This is a genomic window from Ruegeria sp. CH11 (assembly GCF_056537105.1).
Map to the genome: position 1 here is coordinate 24846 of NZ_JBQFQX010000016.1, position 10655 is coordinate 35500.

Genomic DNA, 10655 nt, shown 5'->3' on the forward strand with positions numbered 1-10655 from the left:
CCTGCAACCTAGGGCGTCGTGGCGGCAAGCGCAACAGTCGGGCTTGCCCTTTGCTTTGGCACCGGCTCATAAAGGGGCAGACAGTGGACAGGACCCAAAACCATGGTCGACAAGACTGAGCTAGCCCGCCAATTCATCGAGGCGATCCCACACGCGCGGGCGCTGGGGCTGCGCCTGACCCATATCGGAGCGGGCGAAGCCGAGATCTCGATGCCCTACAACCGGCAATTGATAGGCGACCCCAGAACCGGGGTGATCCATGGTGGTGCTCTTTCCGCCATGCTGGATACCTGCTGCGGTGCCGCGGTTATGAGCCATCCCGCAGCCCCGGGGGGAACAGCAACGATCGACCTGCGCATTGACTACATGCGTGCGGCCACACCCGGCCAGAACATCCGAACTCAGGCAACCTGCTATCACATCACCCGCAACGTGGCATTCGTTCGCGCGACCGCGACCGACGACGACACCGACCGGCCCGTTGCCACCGCCTCGGGCGCATTTACTGTGGAGGGTCGCTGAATGGCGCGTCCCCGTCCCGAACCCATGCAGGTGGTCAAGCAACGTCGCGACGCCGCGCTTAAGGCGCTGGTCGAGGGTGTACCCTATATCCAGTTTCTCAACATCGGCTTCGACCGGCGCGGTGACGAACTGACCGGAGTGCTGAATTTTGACGAAAAGCTGATCGGGAACCCGTTTCTGCCTGCAATCCATGGTGGCGTGACAGCGGCCTTTCTCGAAGTGACTGCGGTTATCACGTTGAGCTGGGAAAGCATGTTTCCAAAGATCGAATCGGGTGAGATCGACGCCGAAGGTATTCTGACGGATGAGAGCATCCGCTTTCCCAAGACCATCGACTTCACCGTTGACTATCTACGCTCAGGGCTACCGCGCGATGCCTATGCTCGTGCCTTTATCAACCGGTCCGGACGGCGCTATGCCTCGGTCCGGGTCGAGGCCTGGCAGGACAATCACGCCAAGCTGTTTGCGCAAGGCACGGGCCACTTCCTGATGCCGCAAGATCCCAAAACCTGATGAGCGAGGACGCCTCTGCGCCCATCACCCATCGCCGGGTGCTGAAGATCGCCGCGCCGATTGTGCTGTCGAACGCCACGGTGCCGATCCTTGGTGCGGTAGACACAGGTGTGGTTGGTCAAATGGGGCAGGCGGCACCTATCGGGGCTGTCGGTATGGGCGCGGTCATTCTGGCCACGATCTACTGGATTTTCGGCTTTCTGCGGATGGGTACGACCGGCCTGGCCGCGCAGGCGCGCGGGGCAGGGGACTGGGCTGAGACCGGCGCCCTGTTGATGCGCGGCCTGTTGCTGGGCGGTGCGGCGGGGCTGTTTTTTATCCTCGCTCAAGTCTGGGTTTTCTGGGGCGCATTTGCCCTGTCCCCCGCCAGCCCTGAAGTCGAGTCTTTGACGCGCAGTTACCTACAGATCCGCATCTGGGGAGCGCCAGCTACGATAGCACTATATGCCATCACCGGATGGCTGATCGCGGTTGAGCGGACGCGCGGCGTGTTTGTCCTGCAGGTCTGGATGAACGGGCTGAACATCTTGCTGGACCTGTGGTTTGTGCTTGGCCTTGGTTGGGGCGTCGAGGGGGTGGCAATTGCCACTTTGATCGCCGAATGGACCGGGCTGGCGCTGGGGCTTTGGCTGTGCCGCGATGCGTTCGGCGGCAACCAGTGGCGGGACTGGCCGCGCATCTTCGATGCAACGCGCTTGCGCCGCATGATGCAGGTCAACGGCGACATCATGGTGCGGTCGGTGCTGCTGACCGGGGCGTTTACGACATTTCTGTTTGTCGGCGCCGATCTGGGTGACGTCAATTTGGCAGCCAATCAGGTGCTGTTGCAGTTCCTTGAAATCACCGCCTTTGCGTTAGACGGCTTTGCCTTTTCCGCCGAAGCGTTGGTGGGCGGTGCTGTTGGCGCGGCGGATCGCGGGCGGGTTCGGCGCGCCGCCATTATCTCGTCGCAATGGGGCGTCGGTGGTGCCGTCTTACTCGGGCTCTTCTTCTTTCTTGCCGGTCCCGCGCTGATCGACCTTATGGCGACGTCGCCCGAAGTTCGGGCGGCCGGTCGCGAATACCTTGTCTGGGCCGCGTTGGCACCTGTAATCGGCGTCGCCAGCTGGATGTTCGACGGCATCTATATCGGGGCCACCTGGACACGCGAGATGCGCAACGCGATGATTCAGTCCGTCGCCATCTATGTTGTCACGCTGCTGGTGCTGGTTCCGATGTATGGAAACCACGGATTGTGGCTGGCGCTGATGGTGTTGAACATCGCTCGTGGTGCGACGCTGGGCTGGCGTTACCGCCGGCTTGAAGCGCAGATCAGCTAGAGCAGTTTCAACAGGTCTTCTGGCGGGCGTCCGATGGCGGCCGCGCTTTCCGAGATCGCCAAGGGGCGTTCGATCAGGATCGGGTTTTCGGCCATGGCCCGGATCAGCTCTGCATCCGGTGCGGTCTTGCTCAGGCCAAGTTCCTTGAACCGTTTCTCTCCGGTCCGCATCATCTGAATCGCTGTCAGGCCAAGCTTGGCGAGAACCGCCTGCAATTCGCCCTCGGATGGAGCGTCCTCCAGGTACTTTCTGACGCGAATCTCTGCGCATTTTTCCTCAAGAAGGGCGAGCCCGGCGCGGGATTTGGAACACCGCGGATTATGCCAATATTCGATCATAGCCAGTCCTCTCGTTTACTGCCCACGGCCTGCGCCACGGTTTCAAACCCATCTTTCGCCAGCAAATCGTCCAACCCTCGGGCGATCTTTGCAGCCAGCGACAACCCGCCATAAACCATCGCCGTATAGAACTGCACTGCCGACGCTCCGGCGCAAATCTTGTCATAAGCCTGTTGGGCCGAGCTGACGCCACCAACACCGATCAGCGGGATCTGCCCTTCGGTCAATTGGCTGAGGCGGGCCAGAACGCGCGTGGATCGGTCAAACAGCGGCGCGCCGGACAACCCGCCCGCCTGCTTCTTGTGGTTGCTGCGCAACCCGTCGCGCGACAGGGTTGTGTTGGTTGCGATCACCGCGTCGACACCGGTTTCGCGCGCGATGTCGGCGATGTCCTGCAACTCGGGTTCGGTCAGGTCGGGCGCTATTTTCAGAAAGATCGGAATCGGACGCGTCAATGCATCGCGCGTCTCGATCACACCGCCAAGCAAAGCCCCAAGCGCTGCTTTGCCCTGCAGGTCCCGCAGCTTTTCGGTGTTAGGTGAGGATACATTCACCGTCGCGAAATCAAGATGCGGGGCGCAATGGGCAAGCACTTTGGCAAAGTCTCCGGGCCGGTCGTCGCTGTCCTTGTTGGCGCCAAGGTTCAAGCCGATCACCGCGTCTTTCGGGCGGTTGGCCAGACGCTGCGCCATGACCACCATCCCTTCGTTGTTGAAACCAAAGCGGTTGATGGCAGCGGCGTCTTCGGTCAGGCGAAACAGGCGTGGCTTGGGATTGCCCGGCTGCGGGCGCGGTGTGACCGCACCGACTTCGATAAAACCGAACCCCGCGCGTGACAGAGGGCCCATCACCTCGCCATTCTTGTCAAATCCGGCGGCAAGACCGACAGGATTGGGCAGGTCGAGCCCAGCGACACGGGTTTTCAGCCGTGGCGACGTCACTGGCCCGCTCAGCGGGGCCAACCCCGCCTTCAGCGCCTTGATTGACACCCCGTGTGCAGTTTCCGGGTCCAGTTTGTGCAGGGCGGCCAAGCCCAGTTTCTCGGTCAGTTTCATCCGAAAGATGCCCCACTTTGACTAGGCGCACAGCGGATCAGGCGCGAGGTTTCAACAGCGGCCTGGCGATGTACGACCGCCTTTCGGTAGACCGGGTCCGTCACCATTTCCAGAAACGCATGAGCAGTAGGATAGCGGGCTATGAACATCGCGTCCCAGACCTCGTCCGAGGGGCCGATCAGACCGACCTGAAACGTGCCGCGCCACAAGATTGATGCCCCAAGGCGCGCAAGGATGGGCGCGGCCTCATCACCGTAGCGGCGGTAGGCCTGCTCTCCGGTCAGCGCGGCCTCGGCCAGTTCGTGCCCGGACGGATAGCTGGCGGCGGCCCGAAAGCGCACCAGGTTCAACATTTCGATCGGATGATCGCGGTCCAGCGATTTGAACGCCTCGAACTGATCGCGCTCGGGATCGATGAAGATGCTCATTCCATCTCCTCGGGAAAGGCGTGCTGATGGCCGTCAAAGGGCAGAGGGCGCGACCAGACCACATCCGACAGCAGAATCTGGCGGTATAGATGCGGAAACAGTGCGCCACCGCGTGAGACCTCCCATTTCAGGTCGTCCCCCAGGGCGTCGGCATTGCAGGCGCACAGGGTCAGGTCCCGGACACCGGCAAAATGCTTTGCCGCGGTTTCGGCAGCTTGCTGCGCAGTCGAGAAGTGAACAAACCCGTCGGTCACGTCGATCGGCGCCCCGTCGGACGCGCCGTCAGCCTGTAGGGTGGCCCACTCGGCGGCTCGGAAAATCTTGTAGATCAGCATGGGCACGTCATGCCTTGGCCCAAGGGGGGAATCAAGACGGATTTACCCCTTTGACTCTTCGCCATTCGCGGCGCACGATCCCATCCAAAGACAACACAGGGAGATTTCATCATGTTCACGCGTTTATTGGCGTCCGTTGCTGCGCTTGGCCTGACAGCAGGCATGGCAGCGGCCGACTTCAAGCTGACGATCCTTCACACCAACGATATTCACAGCCGTATCGAATCCATCAACAAGTACGATTCAACCTGTGACGCCGAAGGTGAGGCCGAAGGCAAGTGCTTTGGCGGTGTTGCGCGGATCAAGACCATGGTCGATACCAAACGCGATGAGTTGGCTGACGAAAACGTGCTGTTGCTGGATGCGGGTGATCCGTTCCAGGGGTCGCTGTTTTATACCACCTACAAAGGTGCCGCCGAGGCCGAGTTCATGGAGGCGATCGGCTATGACGTCATGGCCGTGGGCAACCACGAGTTCGACGACGGTCCCGAAGGGCTTGCAAGCTTTATCGATGCGGTCAGCTTTCCGGTAATCTCGGGTAACCTTGATCTGTCCTCGTCCAAGGAATTGAAGGACAAAGTTCAGAATCACGTTGTGCTTGAGGTGGGCGGCCAGAAGGTCGGCATCGTGTCGGCACTGGCCACAGATACCGTGGATACATCCAGCCCCGGCAAGGATGTCGTTTTTCAGGATGAGATCGAAGCCCTGAAAGCCGACGTTGCGGCATTGCAGGACGAAGGCGTGAACATCATCATCGCGCTGACCCATGTCGGGCTGCCCAAGGACCTGGAAATCGCAGAACAGGTGCCGGGCCTCGATCTGGTGATTGGCGGCCATTCGCACACCCTGTTGTCCAACACGCAGGAAGGCGCCGCGGGTGCCTATCCCACAATGGTTGGCGACGTACCGGTGGTACAGGCTTACGCCTATTCCAAGTATCTGGGCGAGGTCACTTTGACCTTTGACGACGACGGCAACCTGATCTCGGCCGAGGGTGAGCCGATCCTTCTGGATGCTTCGGTTACGCCAAACGCAGATATTGCCGCGCGTGTCGCCGAAATGGGTGCGCCGATCGAAGAGATGAAGAAACGCGTGGTGGCGAATTCTGCTGCTGCGATCGAAGGTGACCGCTCGATCTGTCGCGTTCAGGAATGCGAGATGGGCAACCTGGTGGCCGACGCCATGCTGGCACGGGTCGCGGATCAGGGCGCGCAACTGGCTATTGCCAACTCGGGCGGGCTGCGCGCCTCGATTGATCCGGGCGAGGTAACCATGGGCGAAGTTTTGACCGTTTTGCCGTTCCAGAACACGCTGTCGACCTTCGAGATCAGCGGCCAAGGCGTCATCGACGCGTTGGAAAATGGCGTCAGCCAAGTGGAAGAGGTCAAAGGTCGCTTTCCGCAGGTCGCGGGTATGACCTTCACCTGGGATCCCTCGGTCGCGCCGAATGAAGGTCGCATTGTCGAGGTTCTTGTTGCCAAGGACGGCGGCTTCGAACCGATCGACCCTGCAGCCACGTATCTGGTTGTCACCAACAACTACGTTCGCAACGGCGGCGATGGATACAAGATGTTCGAAGGCGACGACAAGAACGCCTATGACTTTGGCCCCGATCTTGCTGATGTCACCGCCGAATACTTGGCTGAAAACGCACCTTACCAGCCCTATCTGGATGGGCGGATCAAGCAGAAGTAACTCGCTTCGAAACACCTGAACGGGTCGCCCGCAACGGGCGGCCCTTTTCGTTTTGGGCGGGCTTGCAAGCGTTAGAGGCAATGCTTCGGGAAAGGGGCGACGAAAGCAACGCCCGACATCGATGAATGAGGAAAGCTGAGCGCCATGTGCGGACGGATCGCGAATACTCTTCCCAATGACGCGATGGCGCAGTTATTTGCGGCGCGGCCTGCAAACAATTTGCCCGAGGTTCCGAACTATAATGTTTGCCCGACCAATCAGGTTCAGGTGGTGCGTACGGCCGAGGGTGGACGAACGCTCGATGCCTTGCGCTGGGGGTTCCTGCCGCATTGGTACAAATCCGAAACGGACGGACCGTTGCTGATCAATGCGCGGGCCGAGACTCTGGCCGAAAAGCCCGCCTTTCGCGCGGCCTGCCGACAGCGGCGCTGCCTGATCGCGGCAACCGGCTTTTACGAATGGACAAAGACCGAAGATGGTCAGCGATTGCCGTGGTACATCCATCGTCGCGATGGGGCGGCCATCGCCTTTGCCGGTATCTGGCAGGATTGGGGACCCGAGGCGGCACGCCAGGGCACCTGCGCGATCATCACGACAGCCGCAAACCAGATACTCGGGACAATCCACCACCGGATGCCGTTGATTCTTGAACCTTCTGATTGGCCGCTGTGGTTGGGCGAAACCGGCAAGGGCGCAGCGACGCTGATGCAGCCGGGGGCCGAAGATGTGCTGGAGTTTCACCGGGTCGGGCGCGCAGTTAACTCCAACCGCGCCAGCGGTCCCGAACTGATCCTGCCCGACGCATCGCTCTGACATCTGCTTTCATTTCAAACCTCTGCACGGTAGAGGACGGCTATGGCCCTGAAATTCTCAAACCTGCCGCAGCTTTACGCCCACGGGTTCGATACGATCATCGATGTGCGCAGCCCGGCAGAGTTCGCCGAAGATCACCTGCCTGGGGCTATCAACCTGCCGGTTCTGACCAATGAAGAGCGCGCTGAGGTGGGCACCATTTACGTGCAGCAAAGCCCTTTTCTGGCACGCAAGCTTGGCGCTGCGCTGGTGTTTCGCAACGCGGCTAATCACATTGAACAGCACCTCAGCCACCACGAAGGGGGGTGGAAGCCTTTGGTCTATTGCTGGCGGGGCGGGCAGCGGTCGGGTTCATTCACATGGATGTTGCAGCAGATTGGCTGGCGGGCCGAAGTGGTCGATGGCGGGTATCGCACTTATCGGCGTCTGGTGAAGACTTATCTGTATGACGACCCGTTGCCGCACCGTCTGGTGGCGCTGGACGGCTATACCGGGACCGCCAAGACCGAGATCCTGATGCAATTGCAGGCGCGTGGTGTTCAGGTTCTGGATCTGGAAGGGCTGGCCAATCACCGGGGGTCACTGCTGGGCGAAAGGCCGGGTGGACAACCCAGCCAGAAGGCGTTTGAGTCCGCTGTCGCCGGGGCTTTGTGCAAGCTCGATCCTGCCATCCCGGTCGTCGTCGAGGCTGAATCGTCCAAAATCGGCAGTCTGATTCTGCCTCCAAGCCTCTGGACGGCGATGTGTGCCGCCCCGCGCATTCAGGTTTCAGCACCGATTGAGGCGCGGGTGACCTATCTGGTCGACGCCTATGACGACATACTCTCGGATCGGGACCGGCTGCGTGACCGTCTTTCGCCGTTGCGCTTTCATCGTGGGCACGTGGTCGTCGAGGAATGGTTGGCGCTGATTGATGCGGACGACAAACCGGCCCTGACCCGTGCCCTGATGGAGCAGCACTATGATCCCGCCTACGCCAAATCCCAGCGCGCCCAAGGGGCCGAGGTGGTGGCGCAGGTCACAGCCTCTGCTTTGGATCGCGAAGGCATTGCAGATGCCGCGATGCGGATCGAGAAACTGTTGGCTCAGCTTTGAAGACGTAGTCCCTTCGAGGCGGTCAGTTGGCCAATGATTGCCGCCGGGTAACCGGCATCTTGCAATTTCGTCAGCAACTTGGGGGCGTCGTCAGGGTCGACCGCAGCCAATAGCCCACCAGCGGTTTGCGGGTCGAAAAGCAGATCCGCCGTGCCTCCGCCAGGCAATTCCGGGCAAAGTTGACGGTTGTCGTCGAAAATTGTCGAACGCACTCCTCGCAGGCTCAGTTCCAACGCGCCAGCCATCAACGGTATGGCGTCAGGATCCAGGGTTGCCCCGCACTCTGACGCGGCGCATATGCCTTGCAAATGCCCGGCCAAGCCAAACCCGGTCACATCGGTCATCGCATGGGCTTTGGCCAATATACGTGAAGCTTCGCCCTGCGGTTGGATCATTTGCTGATAGGCTCGGGCCACCCAGGCCCCGTCGGCCTGACCAGCCATCTCGGCGGCCATCAGGATGCCACTGCCCAGCGGTTTGGTCAGGATCAGCACATCGCCCGGGCGTCCGCCGGACAGGGTGATCGGGTCGCTTTCACACAGGCCGGTCAGGGTAAAGCCGATCGTCATCTCGTCACCCATGGAACTGTGCCCGCCGACAATCTCGGCCCCGGCCTGCCGCATCACTTTACTGGCGGCGGTCATGATTTCGGACATCGTGCGGCGTTGCAATTCGGGCGACAGTCTGGGCAGAATGACTGTGGCAGTAGCTGCCTGCGGCCTTGCCCCCATCGCCCAGATATCACCCAGCGCATGAACGGCTGCGATCCGTGTCATTATGACCGGATCGGTCGTAACGCTGCGCAGGTGATCCGAAGTCATTACCTGCCGTACGCCCCCGGTCGTCAGCAGCGCCGCGTCGTCGCCGGGCAGGGGGGTGACGTCGTCTCGTTCGGGTAGGGGCAGGGTGCTCAGCGCATCCTGCAAGGCGCCGCGCCCGACCTTGGCACCGCAGCCCCCGCACATGGGCTTATGTCCCAAAGCCTCGGCCAGACCAGCGGCGTGTTCTTTGGGCAGCGCGGGGCTCTTCATCTGTGGCAGGTCGCGAAACTTGTCCATGAAGCTCTGGTCAATTCGATTCTTCCAGGCCCACATCATCCGTCCGCTGAACGACGTGCCCAATCGTTCGGCCAGGGCGGATTTACCGCCCAGCGAGATCAGTTTCAGGTAGTCCTTTTGCGGCACATAGCGCCGCATGCGTCCAGCGCCCAGCGCCGCGCGCAGGTTGTCGAACAGAACGGGGGCTTCGCGGACCGCGTAGACACCCGCCTTTGGGCGCGGGTTTTCGGTCAGGTGCGCGCAATCTCCGGCGGCGAATATCACCGGATCACTGGATTGCAGATGCCCGTTCACGCGGATGTAGCCATCCTCGAGCGCCAAACCCGTATTTGCGATCCAATCATAAGGTCGCGCTCCGGCGGCCCCGGTCACAAAATCAGCCGAGATTTCGCCACCATCAGAGAGCCTGACGCTGTCCGCTGAAATGCGGGTGATCGTGGCATGTTCGACAACATCTACACCTAGCTGCCGCATGGTATTGCGAATGGTTGTCGCCGCTTTGGGCACCAGTGTGGTCAGGATCTCTGCGCTATCGATCAATGTGATTTGGGCCTTGCGCCCCTTGGCGCGCAGGGCGTGGGCCATGGCCATCGCCAACTCGACCCCGGCGACACCGCCGCCAATGACCGCGACCGCAGCGGGGCTTTCACCGGCCAGATACGCAGCCCATCTGGCGGCAAATGCGCCGAGCGGTTTGGCGGATACCGCGTGTTCGGAAAACCCGGGCAGTGCAGGCATGTCCGATGTGATCCCCACGTTGACCGAGGCGACATCGAACGACACAGGCGGATATCCGGGAACGTGAACCTTACGGGCATCCGTGTTTATTCCCTGAACGGCGCCAAGCAGAACGCGGGCACCGGCAAAACGCGCAAGTTTGATCAGGTCGATATCCAACTCGGGTCGTTGATAATGCCCGGCAACATATCCTGGCAGCATCCCGGAATAGGGCGCAGTCGGACCGGGGTTGATGACCGTCACCCGTGCACCGGGCAATGGGTTCATCCCCCATTTGCGCAGAACCAGAGCGTGCGTGTGCCCCCCACCGATCAGAACCAGATCGCGGGTCAGGGGCAGCGGCGGAGTGTGCATTGTATTCAGTTCGTGCTGTGGTCTGGAACGTCCTCGACCTGTTCGACCGCGTGGGTAGCCCAAAGCTCGTCCTCGCCCGCGTCCGGCAGATCCTCTGGCTTTTCATGGCGATGAATGTGCCATTTGGCAATGAACAGAGCCGTGATCGGGGCCGTGAGGAACAGGAACAGCGTGATCAGCAACTCGTGCAGGGACGCATGATCTTCCAGCAGGATCGAGTGACAGATCGAGGCAAGCAGCACACCGCCCACGCCCAACGTCGTCGCCTTGGTCGGCGCGTGCAGTCGTGACATGGGGTCTTTCAGCTTGATCATGCCGAACGAGCCGACAAAGCCGAAGATGCCCGAGACGATCAGGAAGAACGCGATCAAAAATTCGAACAGGAAATCCAT

At 60.9% G+C, this 10655-nt stretch carries 12 protein-coding genes; 6 read left to right on the forward strand and 6 right to left on the reverse strand.

The window, feature by feature from the left end:
• Nucleotides 1–102: 102 nt before the first annotated feature.
• From ACR0LX_RS18825 to ACR0LX_RS18835, 3 genes are read left to right on the forward strand one after another with little or no spacing between them, the layout of a single operon-like run.
• Nucleotides 103–522, forward strand: coding sequence for a PaaI family thioesterase (locus ACR0LX_RS18825; protein WP_480568218.1), 420 nt, complete (start codon nt 103–105; stop codon nt 520–522).
• Complete coding sequence (locus ACR0LX_RS18830) at nt 523–1035, forward strand: PaaI family thioesterase (RefSeq protein ID WP_480785043.1); 513 nt, start codon at nt 523–525, stop codon at nt 1033–1035. It abuts the gene before it with no gap.
• The gene (locus ACR0LX_RS18835) at nt 1035–2354 is read left to right on the forward strand and encodes an MATE family efflux transporter (protein ID WP_480785044.1); all 1320 of its coding nucleotides are present in this window, start codon (nt 1035–1037) and stop codon (nt 2352–2354) included. Before ACR0LX_RS18830 ends, ACR0LX_RS18835 begins: the two co-directional genes overlap by 1 nt.
• Here ACR0LX_RS18835 and arsC read toward each other — a convergent pair.
• Genes arsC through ACR0LX_RS18855 form a run of 4 tightly spaced genes read right to left on the reverse strand, consistent with a single transcriptional unit; the run spans nt 2351 to nt 4510 of the window.
• Nucleotides 2351–2692 carry an arsenate reductase (glutaredoxin) gene (gene arsC, locus ACR0LX_RS18840; protein WP_480785045.1) on the reverse strand — a complete coding sequence of 114 codons (342 nt, stop codon included), beginning with the start codon at nt 2690–2692 and terminating at the stop codon, nt 2351–2353. The two genes, ACR0LX_RS18835 and arsC, sit on opposite strands and share 4 nt — an antisense overlap.
• The gene (locus tag ACR0LX_RS18845; RefSeq protein ID WP_480785046.1) at nt 2689–3747 is read right to left on the reverse strand and encodes a quinone-dependent dihydroorotate dehydrogenase; all 1059 of its coding nucleotides are present in this window, start codon (nt 3745–3747) and stop codon (nt 2689–2691) included. Before ACR0LX_RS18845 ends, arsC begins: the two co-directional genes overlap by 4 nt.
• A complete protein-coding gene (locus ACR0LX_RS18850) occupies nt 3744–4175 on the reverse strand; it encodes a DUF1330 domain-containing protein (protein ID WP_480785047.1) in 432 nt (143 codons plus the stop codon). The genes ACR0LX_RS18845 and ACR0LX_RS18850 overlap by 4 nt, the downstream gene beginning before the upstream one ends.
• Nucleotides 4172–4510 (reverse strand): DUF952 domain-containing protein, encoded by a 339-nt coding sequence (locus ACR0LX_RS18855; RefSeq protein ID WP_480785048.1) that lies wholly within the window; start codon nt 4508–4510, stop codon nt 4172–4174. The genes ACR0LX_RS18850 and ACR0LX_RS18855 overlap by 4 nt, the downstream gene beginning before the upstream one ends.
• Nucleotides 4511–4621: 111 nt before the next feature.
• Between ACR0LX_RS18855 and ACR0LX_RS18860 the strand changes: the two genes are divergently transcribed.
• The 3 genes from ACR0LX_RS18860 (at nt 4622) to mnmH (ending at nt 8113) form a co-directional block, all read left to right on the forward strand.
• Nucleotides 4622–6205 (forward strand): bifunctional metallophosphatase/5'-nucleotidase, encoded by a 1584-nt coding sequence (locus ACR0LX_RS18860; protein WP_480785049.1) that lies wholly within the window; start codon nt 4622–4624, stop codon nt 6203–6205.
• Nucleotides 6206–6349: 144 nt separating this feature from the next.
• Complete coding sequence (locus ACR0LX_RS18865; RefSeq protein ID WP_480785050.1) at nt 6350–7018, forward strand: SOS response-associated peptidase; 669 nt, start codon at nt 6350–6352, stop codon at nt 7016–7018.
• A 42-nt stretch (nt 7019–7060) separates the two neighbouring features.
• On the forward strand, nt 7061–8113 hold the full coding sequence (gene mnmH / locus ACR0LX_RS18870; protein ID WP_480785051.1) for a tRNA 2-selenouridine(34) synthase MnmH: 1053 nt from the start codon (nt 7061–7063) through the stop codon (nt 8111–8113).
• Here mnmH and selD read toward each other — a convergent pair.
• On the reverse strand, nt 8104–10263 hold the full coding sequence (gene selD, locus ACR0LX_RS18875) for a selenide, water dikinase SelD (protein WP_480785052.1): 2160 nt from the start codon (nt 10261–10263) through the stop codon (nt 8104–8106). The genes mnmH and selD overlap by 10 nt on opposite strands.
• A 5-nt stretch (nt 10264–10268) precedes the next feature.
• Complete coding sequence (locus ACR0LX_RS18880; protein ID WP_480568251.1) at nt 10269–10655, reverse strand: Na+/H+ antiporter subunit G; 387 nt, start codon at nt 10653–10655, stop codon at nt 10269–10271.

Coding starts and splice junctions, on each gene's coding strand:
- ACR0LX_RS18880 (WP_480568251.1), bottom strand. CDS start 10,655: ATGGATTTCCTGTTCGAATTTTTGATCGCGTTCTTCCTGATCGTCTCG.
- ACR0LX_RS18860 (WP_480785049.1), top strand. CDS start 4,622: ATGTTCACGCGTTTATTGGCGTCCGTTGCTGCGCTTGGCCTGACAGCA.
- selD (WP_480785052.1), bottom strand. CDS start 10,263: ATGCACACTCCGCCGCTGCCCCTGACCCGCGATCTGGTTCTGATCGGT.
- ACR0LX_RS18865 (WP_480785050.1), top strand. CDS start 6,350: ATGTGCGGACGGATCGCGAATACTCTTCCCAATGACGCGATGGCGCAG.
- ACR0LX_RS18855 (WP_480785048.1), bottom strand. CDS start 4,510: ATGCTGATCTACAAGATTTTCCGAGCCGCCGAGTGGGCCACCCTACAG.
- ACR0LX_RS18825 (WP_480568218.1), top strand. CDS start 103: ATGGTCGACAAGACTGAGCTAGCCCGCCAATTCATCGAGGCGATCCCA.
- arsC (WP_480785045.1), bottom strand. CDS start 2,692: ATGATCGAATATTGGCATAATCCGCGGTGTTCCAAATCCCGCGCCGGG.
- ACR0LX_RS18850 (WP_480785047.1), bottom strand. CDS start 4,175: ATGAGCATCTTCATCGATCCCGAGCGCGATCAGTTCGAGGCGTTCAAA.
- ACR0LX_RS18845 (WP_480785046.1), bottom strand. CDS start 3,747: ATGAAACTGACCGAGAAACTGGGCTTGGCCGCCCTGCACAAACTGGAC.
- mnmH (WP_480785051.1), top strand. CDS start 7,061: ATGGCCCTGAAATTCTCAAACCTGCCGCAGCTTTACGCCCACGGGTTC.
- ACR0LX_RS18835 (WP_480785044.1), top strand. CDS start 1,035: ATGAGCGAGGACGCCTCTGCGCCCATCACCCATCGCCGGGTGCTGAAG.
- ACR0LX_RS18830 (WP_480785043.1), top strand. CDS start 523: ATGGCGCGTCCCCGTCCCGAACCCATGCAGGTGGTCAAGCAACGTCGC.